Raw genomic sequence first — 23,081 nt, 5'->3', positions numbered from 1 at the left:
TGTTTTTCCGAGCGCATGGCTTGGGTATGACCGTATTTAATGCTATTGTGAGCGCCACTGCAACAGCAAGGTATCCTGTTTGTGAGCTTCGATCTTAGTGTTATTCCTCATAAAAACATTATATTGGCGGTTACGGGTGGCATTGCTGCTTATAAAAGTGCCATTCTGGTTCGTCGTCTAAAAGATTATGGCTTTGATGTCCGTGTAGTGATGACACAGGGCGCACAGGCTTTTATTACCCCGCTTACTTTTCAGGCCCTTTCAGGTAATCCAGTGCATACTGAACTGCTTGACCCAGAAGCCGAAGCAGGCATGGGGCATATTGAGCTGGCACGCTGGGCAGATTTGATTCTGGTTGCGCCTGCAAGCTGTGACAGCATTGCCAAGTTTGCCAATGGCTTGGCGGACGATTTGCTGAGTACTTTATATTTAGCCACCAAAGCACCTGTCTGGGTTGCGCCTGCCATGAACCAGCAAATGTGGGCAGCCAAGGCGACACAGCGCAACTTGCAAACACTGGTAGAAGACGGTGTGCATGTGATTATGCCAGATGCAGGTGAGCAGGCGTGTGGTGATGTTGGGTTGGGGCGTATGCCTGAACCTGAGGACTTGGCGCGTCAGGTGGCGGCCTATTTCCATAAAGCCCAGCGTGCTATTGCAGAAAAGTTTGGTTTATTGGCGGGTAAACGTGTCACCATTACCGCTGGCCCGACCCGCGAAGCGATTGATCCTGTACGTTATATTTCCAACCACAGCACTGGAAAAATGGGCTTTGCCTTGGCGGCAGCCTGTTATGCCGCAGGGGCAAAAGTGACTCTGGTGGCAGGGCCTGTCAGTCTGGATACTCCAAATGGTGTGCAACGTATCAATGTCAGTTCAGCCATGCAAATGCTGGATGTCAGCATGAACCAGTTGCAACAGGGCTGTGACATCTTTATTGCCACGGCTGCGGTGGCGGACTACCGTGTGGCACAGGTTGCAGAGCATAAAATCAAGAAAGCGGGTGACGAGCTTGCAGTATCCTTGGTGAAAAACCCCGATATTGTGGCGACCATTGCTCAGCAACAGCAGCGCCCATTTATGGTCGGTTTTGCTGCTGAAACCCAGAATGTTGAGGAATATGCCGCAGGCAAACTGGTCGCGAAAAAGCTGGATATGATCGCCTGTAATGATGTGTCGCGCCCTGATATTGGTTTTGCATCTGATGAAAACGCCATGACGGTGTTCTTTGCCCAGTCCTATCACATGAATAAGCGTGAACTGGAAAAAGCCTCAAAACAGGAAATCTCACAACAATTGGTTGAGTCTATTGCCGATGCGTTGCGTCGTCGTTTATAAAAAGCCCAGGAGGGCGTGTGTTTACGCCCTCTTTTTTTTAAATTTGAGCTGATATAAGCAAATGGATGTGCCAACCATTGCCATAAAAATGCAGCTATAAAAAAGAGCAGAATAAGAAGTTGATAAATGAATAGCATCTTTCGGATTTTCTTGGCGCAAGAAGCTTGTTAGTGTGGAGAGACAGCAGCAATTAGAGGATAGAGAAATGCAACAGCAGCGTACTTATGATCGTATTGCTCAAGCGATTGCCTATATCCAGCAAAATTTTCAGCAGCAGCCACAACTGGGTGAAGTGGCAGCACATATTCATTTAAGCCCAGCACATTTCCAGCGTTTGTTTACCGATTGGGTGGGAACCAGCCCTAAAAAATTCCTGCAATACACCAGTGTTGAATATGCCAAAAATATTTTAAAACAACAGGGCAGTGTGCTGGATGCGACCTTTGAGACAGGACTTTCCAGTACCAGTCGTTTGCATGACCTGTTTATCCAGATTGAGGGCATGACCCCAGCCGAATATAAACAGGGCGGACAAGATTTAATAATTCATTATTCCTTTGCTGAAACCTTGTTCGGTGAGGTGCTGGTTGCTTCCACACATAAAGGCATCTGCGCATTAAGCTTTGTGGAAGATCAGGCGGAGGCCTTGCAGCAATTGAAATTACAGTTTCCTAAAGCTCAGCTTGTTGAGCAAATAGATGAATTTCAGACTAATGCGCTGGCTTTCTTTCAAAAAGACTGGGAAAAACTGCCTGAAATTAAACTACATCTAAAAGCAACCGATTTTCAACTGAAAGTCTGGCAAAGCCTGCTTCGGATTCCAATGGGGCAGCTTTCCACCTATGGGCAGATTGCGCAAAATATAGACCATGCCAAGGCAGCCCGTGCGGTGGGCACAGCGATTGGCAGTAATCCCGTGGCTTTCCTGATTCCATGTCATCGGGTGATTCGGTCCACGGGTCTTTTGGGTGGCTATGAATGGGGAATCCTAAGGAAAACAGCGATGATTGGCTGGGAGGGAGCACAGACGCATGCAATTGTTTGATATTGAAGCTGACCCAAGGCATAACCATTTACCCTATGATGGAACGGTGCAGTATTATGGCAAAGTCATACAGGAAATGGTCGCTGATGATTATTTTGAAAAGTTGATGCAAAATATTGCTTGGGAAAATGATCAGGCCATTATCTTTGGTCGGCAGATCACCACCAAAAGAAAAGTGGCATGGTATGGCGATCAGGGGTATGAATATACCTACTCCAATGTCAACAGATACGCCTTGCCGTGGACGGTTGAACTGCTTGAGTTAAGGCAACGGGTGCAGCAGTTGACAGGTGAGCGCTTTAATTCATGTCTACTGAATCTTTACCATACAGGTGAGGAGGGAATGGCCTGGCACAGTGATGATGAAACCGACTTAAAGAAAAATGGCGCGATTGCATCACTCAGCTTTGGTGCGGAACGGAGATTTGCCTTTAAACATAAACAAAGCAAGGAAAAGGTGGAGCTGTATCTGGAACATGGCAGTCTACTGGTGATGAAAGACACCACACAAAGCCACTGGCTGCACCGTTTGCCACCCACCAAGAAAGTGTCGACTGCCCGTATCAACCTGACCTTTAGAACGATTGTTGAATAGCATCATCAGTGGCCTTAAACATAGTGATAAAGCTCAACGTCCGTAAAAGTCTGGTTAAATGCCTCGATCAGGCGATTAATTTGTTCAGCCTGATCTGGCACCAGCATCCAGTAAGGGTTTTCATTCGAGATTAATAACAGTGCCAGCCCATGTTGTTCTGCAACCGCATAGATGTTGTCAAAGTGGATGGCATAGATATATTCCCTAACATCAGGCTCATTTTGAGCATCTAAGTCTGAATTATCATCTTCAGCAAAAAGTTGTTCTATTTGCTCCTCAATACGGTTGTTCAACTGTTCAATATCTACCTTGGCCTGTTATAGTTGGTGGCATTCATCTGTGCCATTGTCATAATATTGTTTTAATTCGACATATTGGATGTTTGAGTATGGGCTATTAACCCATTCAATAAATTGATAAAAATCATGTAGCTTACGAGGGACAAGGCTTGTGGCAAGCTCAGGAAATACCTGCTGGCAAAGGGTATATGGTACTGTGGACATTATTTGTTCTCATTTTATCTTATCCATATCGTTCTCATTATAAAATAATAAAAAACCACAGCAGGTGCTGTGGTTTTTTGCGCGCTTAAAGTGTTATGCCTGACCTTGGGCATCACCTTCAGCTTGTAGACGCTGCATATTGGCTTCAAATTCAGCATCAAAGTTAATTGGGGTAAGCAACAATTGTGGAAAGCTACCCTTGGTCACTAGATCATTCACTGCTTCACGCAAGAACGGGAACAGGATATTCGGGCAGTAAGCACCCAGAACGTACGGAAGACGATCTTCCTCCACGCCATCAACCAGGAAAATCCCTGACTGGGTCACATCAACAATGAATGCGGTCTCACTTTCATTGGTGGCCTGAACCACAACTTTTAAAGAAACTTCATAATGATTTGGATCAATCTTTTCTGCCGCAGAAGATAAATTGATGTTGAGTTCTGGCTGCCACTGCTTGGTAAATACCTGTGCCCCTGGAACTTCAAAAGAAATATCTTTGGTGTAAATACGTTCTAACGCGAGTTGTGGTTGAACTTGTTCTTCGCTCATTGTTTTTCCTTAAATCGTGGAGTGTTGTTAAGCTAATAATTGGTCGAGTTTCCCTTCACGCTCTAAGGCATAAAGTTGGTCAAAACCACCGATAAACTGGTCTTTGATAAAAATTTGAGGCACGGTACGGTGATTGGTACGTTGCATTAACTCAATACGAACTTCAGGCGCCTCATTGGAAAGGTTAATTTCCTTATAGGCAACACCCTTACGCTCAAGGAGCTGTTTTGCTCTCACACAATATGGGCAAGAAAGCGTTGAATAAATGGTGACGTTGGTATCGGTCATTTTATTTCTCCTTAAGCTTTGGTTTTGCTTTTAACTAAGGGTAAGCCCTGGGCTTTCCAATTGCTGACACCACCATCTAGACGGTAGCTGTCGGCATGGCCGACTTTCTGCAATGCGGAGCCTGCAACTTGCCCTAGGTTGCAAATAAACACCAATGGACGGTCACTTGCTTTTAATTCATCAACATGAGTTGTGATTTGGCTGTATGGAATGTTGCGGCTACCGCTGATGTGACCATCACGGAAATCTTTCGCATCACGAAGGTCAATCAGCATGGCATTTTTTGCCTTGACCAAAATACCGAGTGATTGTGGTGAAATTTTACGACCATTGCGCTGACCCTCTAAAATGAAGAACAGCACGATGAGCACGCCGAGCGTACCAAACAAAAAGGGGTGGTTCCCCATAAACTCTAACCAGCGTTCCACAAGTCACCTAAAGTTAAAATCAAAATTGACCCTGAGTATAACTTATCTCTATGGTGATCAAAAATGTTAGTTCAAGGGTAAAAACCCAAGAAAACTAACTTTTTTGCTGGGCTTCCTGAATTTCATCCATTAGGCGTAGATAGCTGTCCAAACGTCTTGGTAAAATCTCACCTGCATCAACTGCCTGTTTTAAGGCACAATTTTTCTCATGGCTATGGGTGCAGTTACGGAACTGGCAATGACCCAGATGGGTTTCAATCTCAGGAAAACCTGTTCGCACCTTTTCCAGGCTCAAATGCCACAGACCAAATTCACGGATTCCTGGGGAGTCAATCAGTGCGCCGTTTGTTCCAAATTTAATCAAACGGGTTGAGGTGGTGGTGTGTTGTCCCAGTGCCGAGTTTTCGGAAATGACATTGGTCTTCTGTGCCGCATCTGGAACAATGGTGTTAATCAATGAGCTTTTACCCACGCCTGACTGACCAACAAATGCAACCGTTTCATTGTCGATTCGTGCTGAAAGTGCGGATAAATCACCTTTTGCATGACAGATCAGAGTTTCATAGCCCAGGGTTTCATATTCACTGAGCATGGTCAGGATCGGATCATTTTCAGTGAGCAGGTCTGATTTGTTCAGTACCAGCAAGGCGGGAATGTTGGCATCGGCACAGGCGACCAGATAACGGTCAATCAGTGTTGGTGCGGGTTCTGGCAGTGGTGCGAACACAATCACAATCAGGCTGATATTGGCGGCAACGGGTTTTACCTTGTGGTAGCGGTCTGGGCGGGTCAATAATGATTGTCTTGGATAAATCGCAGTGATAATCCCCAGGCCTGTATTTGGGTCGGCCTGCCATTTCACACGGTCACCCGTCACCAGCAACTCCAGGTTGGTACGGGTATGACAGCGCCAAATACTGTCCAGTTCAATCGGTTTCCAGAATGGTTCAGGTTCGCCCTCTGCCACCTGTGGTTTTTCAGGGTGCTGTTCAGGTATGGACAGGGCTTGTACTTCGAGTTGACGGCCATAATGCTGAACAACCAGCCCATCTAAATCCTGCGACGTGTCAATATCATCCTGACGCGATTTATGCTGTTTTTCAATACGGCGCTGCTGTTGCTCGGTTAAACGACGCTTACGAATTAAAGCCATTCATATCCCAGAAAATCCACATGTTGAAGACCGCAAAAATAGCATGAAGCCGCTATGGAATTACAGCCAAGATGTAATTAATTTGCTACTATTGGTGTTTTTAAGCACTTTAGAATCAGCATTCATGAGCAGTACCCCTGATACACGATTAATCTGGATTGACCTGGAAATGACAGGCCTTGATACCGATAACGACAAGATCATTGAAATCGCAACCATTGTTACAGATGACCATTTAAATATTTTGGCTGAAGGGCCTGTTTTGGCTGTACATCAATCTGACCTAATCCTGAACGCAATGGATGAGTGGAATACCAAGCAGCATGGACAGTCGGGACTGATTGAACGGGTGCGCCGCAGTAAACTCACCGCTCAGGACGTAGAGCAGCAAACGCTGGAATTTCTGAAAAAATGGGTCAATCCAAAATCATCACCCATGTGTGGCAACTCGATTTGTCAGGATCGCCGTTTCCTGCATCGTTTAATGCCTGAACTGGAACAGTTTTTTCATTACCGCAATCTGGATGTATCTTCAGTCAAGGAACTGGCGAAGCGCTGGAGACCTGAAATCATGAGTGGTCTCAAGAAAAATGCTTCACACTTGGCAATGGATGATATTCGTGATTCGATTGCTGAATTAAAATATTACCGTGAATACTTTTTTATTATGAATAAATAAATTAAGGGGCATAAGCCCCTTTTTTTATGTGAATAAAAGATTTGGGCCTGATCAAAAAATCGCTTAAACTCGGTTTTTTATTGCCAACTATAAAAAGAGAGTGTACATGCAAAGTCATAATCCTATTTTAACCCGGGTGGAAAGCTACAGCGATTTGGCTGAACCAATGACCATTCAGGGGGCAATTCAGAAGTCAGTGCTTTTAACTGTGATTGCCGCTGTTTTAGGTATCGCATTGTTTTTCTATTGTGCCATCACTGCAAACCTGTCCATTGCCTATGCGGCCGCGATTGTCGGGGCTGTGGGTAGTTTTATTCTGGCCTTGATCACGACATTTAAAACAAAAACAGCCCCTGCTTTAGCCATTCCTTATGCTTTATTTGAAGGGGCATTTTTAGGCGGCATTTCGTTTATATTCCAATTGAAATTTCCTGGTGTACCTTTACAAGCCTTGTTGGCGACTTTTGTCACCACTTTGGTGTTATTTGCCTTGTATAAAATGCAAATTATTCGCGCCACTGAAAAATTCAAAGCCGTGGTAATTTCTGCCTCTGTGGCAATTGCATTGGTGTTTGTGGTGCAAATCATCTTGCGTTTAGCATTTGGTTCAAGCATTCCATTTATTTTTGAAAGTAACTGGTTAGGCATTGGCTTTGCTGCATTTGTAGCGGTGATTGCATCGTTAAATTTGATTTTAGACTTCGATCTAATTGAAAGTGCGACGGCGCAAGGCGCACCGAAAGCATTTGAATGGGTCTGTGGTATTGCCTTATTGGCAACTTTGGTTTGGATGTATTATTCATTTATGCGTTTGTTAAGCCTGATTCAAGGTGATGATTAAGCTTCAATGAATATAAAATACAAATCGCTTTCTAATTGAGAGCGATTTTTTTTATGCAAGCATGTAAAAATGAACAATGATGCAATTCCGTAATTGATGAAATATTGGCATCATGGTGGGAAAATTTTTCGAGTGAGAAGATTATGTCGCAAGGGCTTTTAGCGGGTAAACGGTTTTTAATTGCAGGAATTGCCAGTAAATTATCCATTGCTTATGGAATTGCTGCGGCACTGCATCGTGAGGGTGCAGAGTTGGCATTTACTTACCCCAATGAAAAACTAAAAAAACGAGTCGATGATTTTGCAGCACAATTTGGTTCAAGCCTTGTTTTCCCTTGCGATGTGGCAATTGATGCAGAAATTGACAATACTTTTGTTGAGTTGGCAAAACACTGGGATGGTTTAGATGGTGTTGTGCATTCGATTGGTTTTGCACCTGCACATACGCTAGATGGTGACTTTACCGACGTAACGGATCGTGAGGGTTTTAAAATTGCACATGATATTAGTGCCTATAGTTTTGTCGCGATGGCTCGTGCGGCAAAACCATTATTACAAGCACGTAAGGGTTGTTTATTGACTTTGACTTATCAAGGTTCTGAGCGTGTGATGCCAAACTATAACGTTATGGGTATGGCCAAAGCATCTTTAGAAGCGGGTGTTCGTTATTTAGCGCTAAGCTTGGGTAAAGAGGGGATTCGTGTGAATGCGATCTCTGCGGGTCCAATCCGTACATTGGCAGCTTCTGGTATCAAATCATTCCGTAAAATGTTGGATGCCAATGAAAAAGTTGCGCCGTTAAAACGTAATGTCACGATAGAAGAAGTGGGCAATGCAGCATTATTCCTTTGTTCGCCGTGGGCTTCGGGTATTACGGGTGAAATTTTATATGTCGATGCAGGGTTTAATACTGTTGGTATGAGCCAGTCGATGTTGGGTGATGAGTGATTAGATTTATCCAAATTTTTTGACAAAGCCGCTTTTATAGCGGCTTTGTTTTTCAAGATTGTGAGATCTTCAAATTATAAAGTTGGGGTTAAGGCGGCGCGAAGCGTCCGCCTTAAATGAGTTGTTAGATTACTTTGTTGTACCCACAGTGCGATAGTTGCAGCACACGCAGGAGTGGATAATTCTCAGATATTGCGTTGCTCCTCATGACGCCACACCCAATAATTTTTGAGCGAATCTCTGCCATTAGCTCATCAATGGATAAAATCTGAGCGCCAGCAATAGTGTGCCTATCTTTCGGGTGTGATGGGAATACGGCAATTTGACGTAGTGGTGTTTCTGGCGGTAGCCAAGAAAAAACCTCCAAGAAGATGAGCTTTCTAGCGGCATCAAATTTCTTCTTGTATCTCATTTCTCTAGTTTCCCAAGTATGGGCATCTACAGATGGTTCATAGTGAACAAGATCACCGCAGTGGGGATTGAAGCCTATGACATCAAGTTCCATTTCCCATCCACCATGCTTCAATCGTCCGACTTTAGTATTTCTGCGAACGAGATAGCCTTGCCAATCAAGGTATTCAACGATAAGTGACTCTAGATGTGACATAAAAGTAATCTAACGTTAAAGGTAACCGGCCTGCCGGAGGCAGGTCCGGTTGACCGACAGGTTAGCGCCGTACTGCCTAACCTTTAAATCCATCAAGTCTAGCGCCCGATATCATTGCCAATTGCCGACCGCCATAGCAGTGCTGACAAAATAAGCGCATGGCATCATTCAAATGACCTGCACTATGTGTGTCTAGCCTTAGAGCAATATCGTTTGCTTCCGCCTCACTTTTCCCATCAAGTCTGGCCGCAAGATACACGTAAGCCTGAACGGCCTTTACTCCTCGTTTCATTAGGAAAGCGAATGCGGCGATGATTGCAATTACAGTCAATATGACTACTTCCATGATCTCTCCATGTTTCTAATGCATTTAATGCGCGACCAATGATACCGACGTGATCGACAATCCTCCCGCTCCTGAGGCATGAAATCTCACTGAGTCTTTAAGGGCTGCCTCAATGACCGCTTGATCTGTCGTTGTTGGTTCTTGCGCTGACTCGAACTCAACCTGACCGGAAAATAAACCATTTCCGGTTCTGCACTCATAACAAATGAGGAATTTCATGTGTTCCACCTTTGCTTGATAGGCGCTAACTACAGTTATACGGCAAGTCTGCCGCATAACCAAAATGAAAATGCCATATAACCAATTTGAATCCTATTGGATGTAACTATATTTTGATAAGCATATAAAATAGCAATATTTGCATCAACACACAAACAATGTGAGATTAAATCAAAAGCGATCAACCCATTAAAAATTAACTAGAAGTTGAAAGGAATAATCATTAAAACAAGAGCACGCTCAATGCTATTGTTCAGGTAATTCTTTCACAGGACTCCCACCCAAAGCCTGCATTAAGGTCACATAGGCATTGTATTGATTCTGCTTGGTTTCAACTAAGTTGAGTCGTGCATTGCGGGTGGTTGCTTGAGCATCGAGTACGTTTTTTAAAGCGATTGCCCCATTGCGATATCGCACTTCAGTTAAATGTTCAGTTTTTTCTGCCAGCTCTACATTTCGTTGTTGAAGTTGAACTTGTTGATCTAACTGCGTTCGATTCGACAACGCATTTTCGACATCTGCAAAGGCTTGATACAGGCCTTGACGATATTGAGTAATGGCTTTTTCATATTCAAGATCACTAATCGCAATATCTTTCTTCATATCATTATATTGAAGGAAGGGTAGACTTAAACTTGCACCCAAGGCTAAAGCTGGATTTTGCAGAAGTTGAGTCAAAGAGGTACTCGAAGCACCCACACTGCTTGTCAGATTAATCGATGGATAATAACTTGCTTTGGTGGCATCTTTATTGGCAAGGGTTTTACGTAAACGTAATTCTGAAGCTTGTAGATCTGGACGACGAGATAAGATTTCAGCAGGCAAACCCACCCCGATATTAGGCAAAGCATTCCTTGGTAGCTGAGCTGGCTCTTGAATATTTAGCTGTTGTACAGGCTGATGCAGCAGTACCGCAATCGCTGTACGCGCTTCTACACGTTGTTGTTCAATTTGGCTGAGACTGGCTTTTTGGCTTTGTACCGATTGTTCCGCTTGGGTCAAATCCAGACCTGATACCGCACCTGCTTTATATTGCGATTGAACCAAAGCGTAGATTTTCTGCGTGGAAGCTAAGTTTTGTTGAACTGTTTGATAGCGTTCATTCAGATAGCCGAGTTGCCAGTATAACTTTGCTGTTGTACCAACAAGACTTTGTGCCGTAGCCTGTAAGTCTTGTTCACTGGCTTGCGCTTCCCAACGACTGGCTTCAGTTTGATTTGCCAATTTTCCAAATAAATCTAACTCATAGCTCACACCCAAACTGGTTGATAGACCGCGATCACTGCCATCACCTGAGCGTAGGTCATAGCTATAACCTGTAGACACACTGGAGCTGGTACGCAGTCCTTGTCTGTTTTCAGCCAAACCTGCCTGTAAACGAGCTTGTTTAAGGGTAATCCCTGCAACGCTTAAATCACTATTTTTAGCGAGAACCTGATCGACCAATTGATTCAGTTGGGCATCATTAAATAGTGTCCACCACTGATCGGTGAGATTCACATTCTTATTTTTTTGCGCATCGTACTGGAACTGTTGGGGCACTTGGACTGTAGGGGCGTTATATGGTGTTTTAACCACAGCAGAACAGCCAACTAGAGAGCTACTTAAACATAACGCAAGACTAAGCTTTTTCATTTCAGGTGTCCTTTATAGAAACAGGGCGGTGTCTTGCCGAGTTCTCATCGTATTACAGAGTAAGCCGTCGGCTTGACCTACTTTTCTTTCGGGATGAGGAGCGAAGCTCCGCAAGGGCAACCATCTTGCGCAGCTATCGCTGCTCACCGCAAAACTCGTTGACTACCGTCACTTAAGCTAATGAATCGCAGAAACAATACTTTATTAACGGAGTCCTGTCTCAAACAATTGCGGATGACGTTTCCGAGTATCATATTTTTTGATCAGTCCTAGTGGGCTTGAATTTATTCTCTCGCTAAAGCAGCAACTGGATCGAGTTGTGCTGCATTTCGTGCTGGCAAGAAGCCAAATACAATACCAATCATGCTTGAGCAGACAAAGGCCGCTACGATTGACGTGGTCGAATAACTCATTTCAATGATGCCTTTGGCAAAGTGTCCGATGATTTGTCCAATCCCTAAGGAGAGCAGGACACCCAAGATACCGCCCAGTAAACAGACCAGAATTGCTTCAATCAGGAATTGTTGCAGAATATCACTTTGACGAGCGCCCACCGCCATACGTACGCCAATCTCTTGGGTTCGTTCGGTCACAGAAACCAGCATAATGTTCATCACGCCAATACCGCCGACCACTAGAGAAATCACCGCAATCGCTGAAATCAGCAGGGTCATAGTGGCTGTGGTTTGCTGAATGGTTTCCCGAATACTGTCGGAGTTTTGGGTAAATACGTCCTGTGCGCCGTGACGTTGTTCAAGTAGAGTCAAAATGGCATTTTCAGCGGCACTACTTGGATATTCATCTTTGATACGAACAATAATGCTGCGTACATTAGACTGCCCCAGCATACGGCTCATGACTGTCGAATAAGGCAAGTAAACATTCAAGCTGTCAGAGTTGCCCATAAAGCCTTGTTGAGCATCAATCACGCCAATAATACGGCTGGGTACACTGCCCAACAACAACACTTGACCAACAGGGTTGGTCCCATCAGCAAAGAAAGTTTTTTCCGTATTGGTATCAATCACCACGTCTTGGGCACGCTGAGTAACACTATTTTTGTCAAAAGCCTGTCCTGATTTAAATGTCATGCCACGGACATAGAAGAAATCTGCACTGACACCATTTACGGTTGCCGATGCTTCGGTATCCTTATAACGCAAGGTGACGCTGGTGTTGGCAGAGGGACTGACTCCATCCACATAGGGTTGTTCTGCCAAGGCTTCTGCATCAGCAGGCACTAGGGTTTTGACTTGTGAGGCACGTGAGTTATCGCCAAAGCCACGTCCCTGATATACAGTAATAGTGTTGGTGCCGAGACTGCTGATATTTGCCAGAATCTGCTTTTGCGAACCATTGCCCAGTGCAACCACCGAGACCACGGATGCGATCCCGATAATAATCCCGAGCATTGTCAGGAAAGTCCGCATGCGGTGGGCATTCATGGCCAGCAGTGCCATACGGAATGCTTCACCGAGACGGTCAAAGAAAGAACGCCAAGCCGAGGTTTTCTTTTGTGGTGTGCGTTGCAGGGTTGGATGTTCTAAATCTGAATCTGCATTTTCAGGTGTATTGGCACGGTCTGAAATAATATTACCGTCACTGATTTCAATAATACGGGTCGCGTTTTTTGCTACATTGAGATCATGTGTCACTAAGATGATGGTATGACCTTTAGCATTGAGTTCACGCAAAATACGCATCACTTCAATACCGCTATTCTTATCCAATGCTCCTGTTGGCTCATCGGCAAGAATCACATCACCGCCATTCATCAAGGCACGGGCGATTGAAACACGTTGTTGCTGACCACCAGAAAGTTGGCTTGGGCGATGGTGTAAACGTTCTTCGAGTCCGAGTTCTGAGAGTAGCTCAGCAGAACGCTGTTGGCGAAGATGACTATCGACACCTGCATAAATTGCAGGGACTTCAACGTTACCAGAAGCGCTCAAATCACCGAGTAAGTGATAACGCTGGAAAATAAAACCAAAATATTCACGGCGTAGTTGTGCCAGTTCATCAGGCTCTAACTGGCGGGTTTCCCGACCATTGACCTGATAGCTACCTGCTGTTGGTTTATCCAGACAGCCCAGAATATTCATTAGGGTGGATTTACCAGAACCTGACTGACCGACGATGGCAACCAGCTCACCTGCATAAATCTTTAGATTGATACCTTTGAGAATCTGGACTGTACCCTCACCTGCGGGAAACTCACGGGTGAGGTTGCTGATTTTAAGCAGTGGCTGTGATGAATGTATTTGATCTCGGGTCATATTACATTCTCATTACACGTTGATTGCTACGTTTTGCTGATTCGTTTGAGCTATCAGTTGCATCTGCAATCACCACTTGATCGCCTTGCTTCAAACCTCTAAGTACTTGCGCTGTGACACGGTTGTTCAGGCCAATCAGCACAGGTTGCGGCTGGGCTGTACCATCAGCCTGTAGTACCCGAACCATTGCTATTGAAGCCTTGCCTTGTGCAATCAGGGCCTTGTCATCCTCAGTTAAATCCAGACGTTTCGGATGCTGGGTTGTTTCAGCACCTGATTTTTTCGCCTGATCGCTGGATTTATTAGCATTGGCTGAACTGTCCTTACGATTTGCACGCTGGCTTTGGATCGCTGCCGCTGGAATGGTCAGTACATTTTTTGCCTCATTTAACACAATGTAGACCTGTGCAGTCATGTCAATACGCAGTTTGCCATCTTCATTTGGGACATCAAACAGGGCATTGTAGTACACGGCTGAACTTGAAGAAGATGAACTGCCACTGGTTGTTTCTGTATTAATGGAATTTGGTGCTGGTTCAACCTGACGCAGTTTTGCATAATGTTTTTTATCACTATTACCTAATGTAGTGAAATAAACGGTTTGGCCCTGTTCAACTTTCATCACATCGGCTTCTGAAATCTGTGCCTTGATGGTCATGGTATCCAGTTTTGCCAGCTTCACAATGGTTGGTGCAGACTGATTGGCATTTACCGTCTGGCCTTCTTCCGTGACAATCGCCACAATGGTTCCATCCATCGGTGCAACAATACGGGTATAACCCAGGTTTTCCTTTGTGGTTGCAAGGCTCAAACGCGATTGTTCAATCTGTGCATTAATCGAGGCAATCTGGGCCTGTGCCGTTTTATAGTTTGCCAATGCCGCCTCAAGTTCAGCGCGTGAGGTGGCATCCTGACTAAACATTGCCTGTTGACGTTTATATTCAGCTTCAACCTTGGCTAAGTTGGCCTGTTGCACTGCCAGTTGTGCCTGTTGGTTTTTAATGTTGGCTTCGGCGGTTTTAAGCTCATTCTCCTGACGAATGGAGTCAATCTGGGCAATCAATCGGCCCTGTTTAACCTGATCGCCCAACTGCACATACATCTTTTTCACCTGACCTGAAACTTGCGCACCGACACTCACCATTTTGGTGGCCTCAAGTACACCTGTTGCCAGCACTGAATCTTCAATATCACCTTTGCTGACTTCGGCACTAATGTACTGAGGCGCTTGATCTTTAGGTTTAAAGAAAAACCATGCAACGGCTGCAATAATCGCTACACCGATAGCGATTATTATTATTTTACTGAATGGTATTTTTTTAGAACTTGTTTTTTGCATGGCCACAGGTCAAAAATGAGAAACTTGGGCTAGTATAAAAGTGAAATGAGAAGAAAGCGTGGATGTTTTTAATCTATAATGAGAATTATTTGCTGTTTTATGGAGGATTTATTGCATAAAAATCTGATAAATACTTTGAGAGATGGTTCCACTTGTTTGAACAACTAAAAGCTTATTTATAAGTGATATTCTGCTCTAGTTAAGCTACCTTATTTTGTTGTGGTAGCTGGAATAGAAAAACTCATCTGGAGTCATTTTGTCCAGACTCGAATGAGGCCGTTTCAAATTACAAAATTCAAAATATGCGTTTAATTGCTTCTTCGCATCCAAAACATTGCTGTAGGCTTTGAGATACACCTCTTCATATTTAACGCTTCTCCATAACCGTTCAACCATCACATTATCAATCCATGAGCAGTATATCGATGTTTATAACATCATTTGGGGAGCAAAATATCACTTATAGCTGTTGTTCAAATTTCCTGATTCACCTCTCTGCTTAATGTTGCGAATGTAGTGATTTTATCGGAATATGATTTAAAAGATTGTCAGAATGACCGTATTAAAACCTCAATGAAGCAATCTTTTGATGAAAGTTCTTATGCTCAAACATATCATTTAAAAGCCGTGATCATTGAAAAAAAGCAGAAAAAAGCAAGACAAGGTTATTTATTAAGATGTAATGCAAATATTACTTTGAATAATAGCGAAACCTTGTCTTTCACTTTCAATTTCTCCAAAAAAAATGATCAGTATTTAATTGAGGGGACACCAAATTATTAAGTTGTGTTGGGAAATAGTCTTTTTCCACACAATTCCCCAACAGCCTGCAACATCAAATATTCAGGCTTTTCTTTCGACATACCTTTAATGGCGGCATCAATACGCAACAGTAAATCAGACCAGGTCAGAAACTGGCGTGGATTCAAGCGCCGTAACGCCTGTTGATATTGTGAAACCTTGGTGTTCCAGATACCAAGCTGTAGGGCATTGTGTGGTTGCTCAAACAACTGCATCAATAGACGCATTTCCTTGCTGAGTGTCCATAAAATCAGGCTGTCAGGCTCGCCAGCCGCAATCAGGTACTGATAAATCTTGACCGACTGTGCTAGGTTGCCTGCCAACAAGGCATCACTTAAATCATAAGTAGTATAACGGGATTGATCCTGTAAACAGGCATACAGTTGTTCAGTCTGAATTTGCTTAAGATCTGGAAATGTGTCCGCAACCCGCATCAGGCTGTTTTTTGCAGCCAGTAAATTATGTTCATGGTGCTGCATCAGCCATTGCCATGCATCATTGTTGAGTTGAATCCCTAGTTTTTCTGCCTCAATGCCTAGGATACGTTGCCGATCCTGCGGGTAGGTGGCGGTTAGCGCAACCACCACACCATTGGCTTCCACGGTCTGAAAAAAGGCTGTCTTTAAACTGCTGCTGTCCTGTTTGGGTAAAACAATCAGGAGTAAGTTGTGTTCATTATGCTGAATATAATTTTTAAGCTGTTTTAGACCGTTGGCATCTGGCTTGATATTGCCATGCACTTCAATCGCAAGCTGTTGTGAAAATAATGACAAACTATTCAGCGCATTAAAGACATTTTTCCAGTCATTCACGTTGCCAATATCGTAGCGTTGCCGCTCAACTTCCTGCTGTTGCCAGCTTTTGCGAAAGGCATCCAGCAGGTTTTGTTCAAGCAGGGGTTCCTGACCGTGCATAATCCATGCACCACGGGCTTCATGGACACGCTTTAGGGCTTGAACATAATCCAGCTTCATAATGACAGCTTAGGGTTGAGCTTTAGGCAAGCGGTTTGCGGCAATTTGACGCGTCAATTGTTGTGCCAGATCATCAATCACAATACGGTTGAGATAGGCTTCTTGCTGGTTGTCAGTGTTGACGGTTGCCACATCATATTGATAGCTACGGGAAGCTGTTAAGGTACGTGGTTCAGTCATCTTGCGACCCTGATGGTCCTCAATCTGAAAAGTCACCGTTAAACGCAGTAGCACCTCTGTCAATTTACCATTCAACAACTGGCGGCGAGGGGTGTAATCCAGAATACGCAATACATAGGCATCATTGGCATTGCTGAGCTGCACACCCGTTGCACTGAGGTAGATACTTAAACGATTTTCAAGCTCATCGGTATTGTCAGGTAGAACCAGGGTGAGTTTATTGTAGACCAATGGCGTTGCGGCTGGGTTGCTTCCCTTGAGATGAAAACCACAACCGACTAAGCCAGCACTTAGACCCAAAGTTAAAACAATAGCAGCGAGACGTTGCGCTAAGTGCATAAATATCCCTCATAGACAATGAGGGCGTATACAATACGCCCCTACAGTTTAAACGACTAAATTCACCAATTTGTTTGGCACAACAATTTCTTTCTTGGTTGGACCTGTCAGGAATTGCTGAACTTCTGCCAAGGCTTTTGCCTGTGCCAATAAATCTTCTTTGGAAATATCAACAGCAACTTCCAGCTTACCACGAAGCTTGCCATTCACCTGTACAACAATCGTTTGCGTATTGCGGGTCAAGGCTGACTCGTCCACCTGAGGGAATTCAGCCGAGGTTAAATCAATACCAAACTGAGCTAACAGGGTCTGGCTTAAATGTGGCGCAAATGGTGCAAGTAATGTCAGCAATGTTGTGATTGCTTCACGTTCAACCGCAACATCGTGATCATCCTTGGCTTCAAACTTATTGGTGGCATTTAACAGTTCCATTAATGCGGCAATGGCAGTGTTAAAGGCGTGACGACGTTCAATGTCATCACCCACTTTCTGAATCGTTTCATGGGTTTTACGGCGTAGATCCTGTGCATCTTTAGAAAGATTTGCGCTATCAATTGCACTCGTCTGATTGCCTTTTTCAAGGAAACTAGTAGCCAAACGCCATACACGTTTTAGGAAGCGGTTGGCACCTTCAACCCCTGCATCTGACCATTCCAAAGACTGGTCAGGTGGGGCAGCAAACATCATAAACACACGGGCGGTATCTGCGCCGTACTGGTCGATAATCGCCTGCGGGTCAATGCCGTTGTTTTTCGACTTGGACATTTTTTCTTGTCCACCGATAACCACATCCTGACCATCACCTGAATATTTTGCTGAAAGCACACGGCCTTTTTCATCTTTTTCTAAAATAATGTCGGCAGGGTTGAACCAAGTTTTTTTGCCATTTTCAGCTTCACGGTAGAACGTATCCGCCAAAACCATGCCCTGTGTCAACAAGTTGGTAAATGGTTCGTTGCCCTGAACAACACCCTCATCACGCATCAACTTATGGAAGAAACGTGCATAAAGTAAGTGCAAAATTGCGTGCTCTACACCACCGATATATTGATTCACAGGAAGCCAGCTTTGCGCCGCTTCTGGTTTAACCATTCCGTCAGTAAAGTCTGGAGATGCATAACGCGCATAATACCAAGATGATTCTACAAAGGTATCCAAGGTGTCTGTTTCACGACGCGCATCGCCGCCACAGCTTGGACACTTAGTTTCATAGAATTCAGGCATCCTATTCAATGGGTTACCAGAACCATCTGGAACCACATCAGTTGGTAATACCACTGGCAATTGATCTTCTGGCACTGGGACTTGACCACAGCTGTTACAGTTGATCATTGGAATTGGACAACCCCAGTAACGCTGACGAGATACACCCCAGTCACGTAAACGGAATTGAACCTTAGCATTTGCTAAGTGCTGTGGTTCTAATTTTGCAAGGAAAGCATCAAACGCTGCTTGGAATACTAAACCGTCGAACTCACCCGAATTGACGAGTTTACCTTCTTTTGAACTATACCATTCCTGCCATACGGTTGCAGAAAAATCAGCGTCATCCGTGCCTTTGGCATCAATGACTTGTTTGATTGGCAGGTTAAATTTGTTGGCAAACTCAAAGTCGCGTTCATCGTGGGCAGGCACAGCCATCACCGCACCTGAACCGTAAGACATCAACACATAGTTGGCAATCCAAACAGGAAGTTCTTCACCTGTCACTGGATGCTTCACGAATAAACCTGTTGCCATGCCTTTCTTTTCGGCAGTCGCTAAATCAGCTTCAGCCACTGATCCCATACGACATTCTTCGATAAATGCAGCCAATTCAGGATTGTTTTCTGCTGCTTTAAGCGCAAGAGGGTGCTCTGCTGCAACAGCAACATAAGTCACACCCATTAAGGTATCAGCACGCGTTGTGTAAACGGTTAAGCCATCAGCATAAATTTCTGTATTTGCAGATGGGAAAGTAATTTCCATTCCCGTAGAGCGGCCGATCCAATTGCGTTGCATGGTCAACACTTGTTGTGGCCAGCCATCCTGCAAGGTGTCTAGATCATCCAGCAACTCTTGTGCGTAGTCGGTGATGCGGAAGTAGTACATTGGGATGTCGCGTTTTTCTACCAATGCACCCGAACGCCAGCCACGACCATTTTCAACTTGCTCGTTGGCCAACACAGTCTGGTCTACAGGATCCCAGTTCACTGTTGACAGCTTACGGTAGATCAAGCCTTTCTTATAAAGCTGTACGAATAACCATTGTTCCCAGTGATAATACTCTGGGGTACAAGTCGCAAATTCACGATCCCAATCGACCGACAAGCCCAATTTTTTTAATTGGTCACGCATATAGGCGATGTTTTCAAAAGTCCATTTTGCTGGCGCAACTTGATGCGCAATGGCAGCATTTTCAGCAGGTAAACCAAAGGCATCCCAACCCATTGGTTGCAATACAGTTTCGCCTTTTAAACGATAAAAACGGCTAATCACATCGCCAATGGTGTAGTTACGCACATGCCCCATATGCAGTTTGCCACTTGGATAAGGGAACATCGACAGGATATAGCGATGTTTGCCCTCTACAGTGTCGGCAACTTTGAAAACTTTGCGATTGTCCCAGTCTTGTTGAACTTGGGGCTCAATGGCACTTGCTTGATATTCGGTGTCAATGTGAGAAGTCGTCATAGGGATATGCGATACAACAAAAATTAAGATTAAGATTGCTGCACAGCATAGCGCAAAACTGGGTGAAATGTCAGTTTTTAGATTGGGATTTTATCTTCAAGGCGGTTAGATACCGCCTTGATCTATTTAGGCTACTTTATCGGTCTGAATGTGATGGTGCAGATGGTGCCTGAGCAGGAGGTGAGGTTGTTGCAGTCGCTTCAACCGCCACATTTGCTACTTGTGATACATGTTGCGGAGCATTCTGGGCTTGCTGTGGGGCCTGATTTGCTGTTGTGGCTGGTGCTTGTGTCGGCTGATTTCCACCATAGGTTGAAACTTTGTTTAAACGTTTTGTACCTTTAGGTGGAGGTGTGGTGGTGTAGTGGGTCGATCCATTTGCATCGACCCATTTGTAGTACTGTTGAGCATGGTTTTGAGTTGAACAAAACAACAGTGCTGTTGTAGCAATCGTATATAAGCCCGTTTTTAAATAAGATGGTTTCATGTTTGATCTCTCCAAGAGAATTCTGTCTATATTCGATCAAAGTGTATTCAGGATGCAATTTACAATGCATCGTTTTATGTAAAAAGAAAATGAATTTTTGATAAATGGACGTTTCAATAGACTAAACCACAACCTTGAATAAGCCTAAAAAAACAACAGCTAAAAAATATTATAGAAAAACCTTTCCTTTATTCTTGACTTTGTGTATGAAAGCAACAAAAATGCTTGCTTTAGTTTTATATGCGCTTATTTGATCACCCTTCGAATAAATGTCATGGCTTGCAATGGACATTCTTTCTAGCCGAGAGAATGATTTTTTGAAATATGCTTATCCCAGCATATTTTGATTCGAGATGTAAAAACAGCTTATACGGCTGATGAGTCAGAAAATTTTTCCTATTGCAGCAAAAACGAGTAGAATACGCACACTTAAAAAAGTGCATAAGTTAATGAATGAAACACGGTTTATGTCTCCTATAAACTGTGCAAATACTAGGGTGAATCACGTTGGAACTTTTATCTGGTGGTGAAATGCTCGTTCGTGCGCTTGCGGACGAAGGCGTAGAGCATGTTTTTGGTTATCCAGGCGGCGCAGTTTTACATATTTATGATGCGCTTTTTCAACAAGACAAAATCAATCATTACCTTGTACGTCATGAGCAAGCTGCTGGCCACATGGCAGATGCTTACTCGCGCGTAACAGGGAAAACTGGTGTTGTTCTTGTGACTTCTGGTCCAGGTGCGACAAATACTGTGACTCCTATCGCAACAGCGTATATGGACTCGATCCCAATGGTGATTTTGTCTGGACAGGTTGCAACTCATTTAATTGGTGAAGATGCATTCCAGGAAACGGACATGGTCGGAATTTCCCGTCCAATTGTAAAACACAGTTTCCAGGTTCGTCACGCCAGCGAAATTCCTGCAATTATCAAGAAAGCATTCTATATCGCGTCTTCTGGCCGTCCAGGTCCAGTTGTGGTTGATATTCCTAAGGATGCAACCAACCCTACGGATAAATTTGCCTACGAATATCCTGAAAAAGTGAAGATGCGTTCATATCAACCGCCTTCACGTGGTCATTCTGGTCAAATCCGTAAGGCGATTGATGAACTGATTACCGCTAAACGCCCAATTATCTATACGGGTGGTGGTGTTGTTCAGGGTAATGCTTCTGCATTATTGACTGAACTTGCACATCTATTGGGTTATCCAGTAACCAATACCTTGATGGGCTTAGGTGCTTTCCCTGGCAATGATCCACAGTTTGTCGGTATGTTAGGGATGCATGGTACCTATGAAGCCAATATGACGATGCACAATGCAGACGTGATTTTGGCCATTGGTGCACGTTTCGATGACCGTGTAACCAATAACCCTGCGAAATTCTGTTTGAATGCGAAAGTTATTCATATTGATGTAGATCCAGCGACCATTTCTAAAACCATCATGGCGCACATTCCTATCGTTGGTGCGGTTGAGCCAGTTCTTCAAGAAATGTTAGCACAGTTGAAGCAGATGAATGTGTCTAAACCAAATCCTGAAGCAATTGCTGAATGGTGGTCTCAGATTAATGAGTGGCGTAAAGTTCATGGCTTACGCTATGAAACGGCTCAAAATGGTGAAATGAAACCACAACAAGTGGTGGAAGCGCTTGATCGTGTGACCAATGGTGAAGCGATCATCACATCTGACGTAGGTCAGCACCAAATGTTTGGTGCAAACTACTACAAATACAAACGTCCACGCCAATGGATTAACTCTGGTGGTCTAGGCACCATGGGTGTTGGTTTGCCGTATGCAATGGCAGCGAAGCTTGCATTCCCAGATCAACAAGTAGTGTGTATCACAGGTGAAGCATCAATTCAGATGTGTATCCAAGAATTATCAACATGTAAGCAATATGGCTTAAATGTGAAAATTCTTTGCTTGAATAACCAAGCTTTAGGCATGGTGAAGCAGTGGCAAGACATGAACTATGAAGGGCGTCATTCAAGCTCTTATGTAGATTCTTTACCTGATTTTGCAAAATTGATGGAAGCTTATGGTCACGTAGGTATTCAAATCAATCATGCAGATGAATTGGAATCTAAACTGGCTGAAGCAATGGCAATTAATGATAAATGTGTATTCATTAATGTCATGGTTGATCGTACAGAACATGTTTATCCAATGTTGATTGCAGGTCAGTCGATGAAAGATATGTGGTTAGGTAAAGGGGAGCGCACGGCATGAGACACATTATCTCTGTACTTGTAGAAAATGAAGCAGGCGCGCTTTCTCGTTTGGTCGGTTTATTCTCTCAACGTGGTTACAACATTGAGACTTTAAACGTTGCGCCAACTGAAGATGAAACTTTATCTCGTTTGACGCTGACAACCTATGGCGATGATCACAAAATCGAGCAAATCACAAAACAACTGAATAAATTAGTTGAAGTGGTTAAGGTGGTTGATTTGTCAGAAGGTGCACATATTGAGCGCGAGCTTATGTTGATTAAAGTGAAAGCTTTAGGTGCAGCTCGTGCGGAAATTAAGCGTACAGCTGATATTTTCCGTGCCCAAATCGTTGATGTAACACCAACCACTTATACGATTCAGATCGCTGGTACGACTGATAAGATCGATGGTTTTATTGATGCACTTGCAGAGAATACCATCCTTGAGGTTGTGCGTTCAGGTGTGTCAGGCATCGCACGTGGTGAAAAAGTTTTAACAGTTTAAATATAGTTCTCCCCCTGAGTGGTATTGCCACGCAAGAGGGGGAGTTAGAGGGGGTTATGTCGACCCCACCCTAACCCTCCCCTTGAAAATGGGAGGGAAGTTAAAGATTCTAA

The 23,081-nt window shown here is 44.0% G+C and carries 24 protein-coding genes and 1 pseudogene; 9 read left to right on the top strand and 16 right to left on the bottom strand.

Annotation, left to right across the window (positions count from 1 at the left end; genetic code table 11):
- Positions 1–81: 81 nt before the first annotated feature.
- From coaBC to F988_RS06255, 3 genes are all read left to right on the top strand, one after another.
- Positions 82–1,338, top strand: coding sequence for a bifunctional phosphopantothenoylcysteine decarboxylase/phosphopantothenate--cysteine ligase CoaBC (gene coaBC / locus F988_RS06265; RefSeq protein WP_004678447.1), 1,257 nt, complete (start codon positions 82–84; stop codon positions 1,336–1,338).
- A 205-nt stretch (positions 1,339–1,543) separates the two neighbouring features.
- Positions 1,544–2,383, top strand: coding sequence for a bifunctional transcriptional activator/DNA repair enzyme AdaA (locus tag F988_RS06260; protein WP_004681809.1), 840 nt, complete (start codon positions 1,544–1,546; stop codon positions 2,381–2,383).
- Positions 2,370–2,978, top strand: coding sequence for an alpha-ketoglutarate-dependent dioxygenase AlkB family protein (locus F988_RS06255; protein ID WP_004681808.1), 609 nt, complete (start codon positions 2,370–2,372; stop codon positions 2,976–2,978). Before F988_RS06260 ends, F988_RS06255 begins: the two co-directional genes overlap by 14 nt.
- A gap of 14 nt (positions 2,979–2,992) precedes the next feature.
- On the opposite strand, the gene F988_RS06250 is transcribed toward F988_RS06255, so the two are convergent.
- The 6 genes from F988_RS06250 to rsgA form a co-directional block, all read right to left on the bottom strand.
- Positions 2,993–3,271 carry a hypothetical protein gene (locus tag F988_RS06250; protein WP_004681806.1) on the bottom strand — a complete coding sequence of 93 codons (279 nt, stop codon included), beginning with the start codon at positions 3,269–3,271 and terminating at the stop codon, positions 2,993–2,995.
- 24 nt (positions 3,272–3,295) lie between these two features.
- Positions 3,296–3,481 carry a hypothetical protein gene (locus F988_RS06245; protein WP_004681805.1) on the bottom strand — a complete coding sequence of 62 codons (186 nt, stop codon included), beginning with the start codon at positions 3,479–3,481 and terminating at the stop codon, positions 3,296–3,298.
- A gap of 93 nt (positions 3,482–3,574) precedes the next feature.
- Entirely contained in the window at positions 3,575–4,033 is a 459-nt protein-coding gene (gene secB / locus F988_RS06240; protein WP_004681803.1) for a protein-export chaperone SecB, read from the bottom strand.
- Positions 4,034–4,060: 27 nt separating this feature from the next.
- Positions 4,061–4,321, bottom strand: a complete 261-nt coding sequence (gene grxC, locus F988_RS06235; protein ID WP_004681801.1) for a glutaredoxin 3 — start codon at positions 4,319–4,321, stop codon at positions 4,061–4,063.
- A gap of 11 nt (positions 4,322–4,332) precedes the next feature.
- Positions 4,333–4,749, bottom strand: a complete 417-nt coding sequence (locus F988_RS06230) for a rhodanese-like domain-containing protein (protein ID WP_004678438.1) — start codon at positions 4,747–4,749, stop codon at positions 4,333–4,335.
- A gap of 94 nt (positions 4,750–4,843) precedes the next feature.
- Entirely contained in the window at positions 4,844–5,902 is a 1,059-nt protein-coding gene (rsgA, locus tag F988_RS06225) for a ribosome small subunit-dependent GTPase A (RefSeq protein ID WP_004681799.1), read from the bottom strand.
- 124 nt (positions 5,903–6,026) lie between these two features.
- On the opposite strand from rsgA, the gene orn reads away from it, so the two are divergent.
- From orn to F988_RS06210, 3 genes are all read left to right on the top strand, one after another.
- On the top strand, positions 6,027–6,581 hold the full coding sequence (gene orn / locus F988_RS06220) for an oligoribonuclease (RefSeq protein WP_010589338.1): 555 nt from the start codon (positions 6,027–6,029) through the stop codon (positions 6,579–6,581).
- 106 nt (positions 6,582–6,687) lie between these two features.
- The gene (locus F988_RS06215) at positions 6,688–7,422 is read left to right on the top strand and encodes a Bax inhibitor-1/YccA family protein (RefSeq protein WP_004681795.1); all 735 of its coding nucleotides are present in this window, start codon (positions 6,688–6,690) and stop codon (positions 7,420–7,422) included.
- Positions 7,423–7,565: 143 nt separating this feature from the next.
- Positions 7,566–8,369, top strand: coding sequence for an enoyl-ACP reductase FabI (locus F988_RS06210; protein WP_004681793.1), 804 nt, complete (start codon positions 7,566–7,568; stop codon positions 8,367–8,369).
- A 124-nt stretch (positions 8,370–8,493) separates the two neighbouring features.
- On the opposite strand, the gene F988_RS06205 is transcribed toward F988_RS06210, so the two are convergent.
- The 6 genes and pseudogenes from F988_RS06205 to F988_RS14485 form a co-directional block, all read right to left on the bottom strand.
- On the bottom strand, positions 8,494–8,976 hold the full coding sequence (locus F988_RS06205; protein WP_004681791.1) for a hypothetical protein: 483 nt from the start codon (positions 8,974–8,976) through the stop codon (positions 8,494–8,496).
- Positions 8,977–9,052: 76 nt separating this feature from the next.
- On the bottom strand, positions 9,053–9,322 hold the full coding sequence (locus F988_RS06200) for a hypothetical protein (protein ID WP_004681789.1): 270 nt from the start codon (positions 9,320–9,322) through the stop codon (positions 9,053–9,055).
- 465 nt (positions 9,323–9,787) lie between these two features.
- Positions 9,788–11,176 (bottom strand): efflux transporter outer membrane subunit, encoded by a 1,389-nt coding sequence (locus F988_RS06190; RefSeq protein ID WP_004681785.1) that lies wholly within the window; start codon positions 11,174–11,176, stop codon positions 9,788–9,790.
- A gap of 284 nt (positions 11,177–11,460) precedes the next feature.
- On the bottom strand, positions 11,461–13,452 hold the full coding sequence (locus tag F988_RS06185; RefSeq protein ID WP_004681783.1) for a MacB family efflux pump subunit: 1,992 nt from the start codon (positions 13,450–13,452) through the stop codon (positions 11,461–11,463).
- A gap of 1 nt (position 13,453) precedes the next feature.
- Positions 13,454–14,791: a MacA family efflux pump subunit gene (locus tag F988_RS06180; protein WP_004681782.1), complete on the bottom strand. Its 1,338-nt coding sequence runs from the start codon at positions 14,789–14,791 to the stop codon at positions 13,454–13,456.
- Between the two features lie 199 nt (positions 14,792–14,990).
- Positions 14,991–15,202 (bottom strand): annotated as a pseudogene (locus F988_RS14485) (integrase core domain-containing protein); the annotation flags it as partial.
- A 105-nt stretch (positions 15,203–15,307) separates the two neighbouring features.
- Between F988_RS14485 and F988_RS06175 the strand changes: the two are divergent.
- The gene (locus F988_RS06175; RefSeq protein WP_004681781.1) at positions 15,308–15,574 is read left to right on the top strand and encodes a hypothetical protein; all 267 of its coding nucleotides are present in this window, start codon (positions 15,308–15,310) and stop codon (positions 15,572–15,574) included.
- Here the strand turns inward: F988_RS06175 and holA are convergent.
- The 4 genes from holA to F988_RS06155 all read right to left on the bottom strand — a co-directional run bounded on the left by holA (position 15,571) and on the right by F988_RS06155 (position 20,245).
- The gene (gene holA, locus F988_RS06170; RefSeq protein WP_004681779.1) at positions 15,571–16,566 is read right to left on the bottom strand and encodes a DNA polymerase III subunit delta; all 996 of its coding nucleotides are present in this window, start codon (positions 16,564–16,566) and stop codon (positions 15,571–15,573) included. The genes F988_RS06175 and holA overlap by 4 nt on opposite strands.
- Positions 16,567–16,575: 9 nt before the next feature.
- Positions 16,576–17,085, bottom strand: a complete 510-nt coding sequence (locus tag F988_RS06165; RefSeq protein ID WP_004681778.1) for an LPS-assembly lipoprotein LptE — start codon at positions 17,083–17,085, stop codon at positions 16,576–16,578.
- A 48-nt stretch (positions 17,086–17,133) separates the two neighbouring features.
- Entirely contained in the window at positions 17,134–19,758 is a 2,625-nt protein-coding gene (leuS, locus tag F988_RS06160; protein ID WP_004681776.1) for a leucine--tRNA ligase, read from the bottom strand.
- A gap of 136 nt (positions 19,759–19,894) precedes the next feature.
- Positions 19,895–20,245, bottom strand: a complete 351-nt coding sequence (locus F988_RS06155) for a DUF4124 domain-containing protein (RefSeq protein WP_004681775.1) — start codon at positions 20,243–20,245, stop codon at positions 19,895–19,897.
- Positions 20,246–20,752: 507 nt separating this feature from the next.
- On the opposite strand from F988_RS06155, the gene F988_RS06150 reads away from it, so the two are divergent.
- Entirely contained in the window at positions 20,753–22,480 is a 1,728-nt protein-coding gene (locus F988_RS06150; RefSeq protein WP_004681773.1) for an acetolactate synthase 3 large subunit, read from the top strand.
- Complete coding sequence (gene ilvN / locus F988_RS06145) at positions 22,477–22,968, top strand: acetolactate synthase small subunit (RefSeq protein WP_004678407.1); 492 nt, start codon at positions 22,477–22,479, stop codon at positions 22,966–22,968. The genes F988_RS06150 and ilvN overlap by 4 nt, the downstream gene beginning before the upstream one ends.
- Positions 22,969–23,081: the final 113 nt, after the last annotated feature.

The sequence above is a fragment of the Acinetobacter parvus DSM 16617 = CIP 108168 genome (assembly GCF_000368025.1).
GTDB lineage: Bacteria > Pseudomonadota > Gammaproteobacteria > Pseudomonadales > Moraxellaceae > Acinetobacter > Acinetobacter parvus.
The sequence above is the reverse complement of the archived record's forward strand: the minus strand, read 5'-3'. Positions and strand labels throughout refer to the sequence as shown.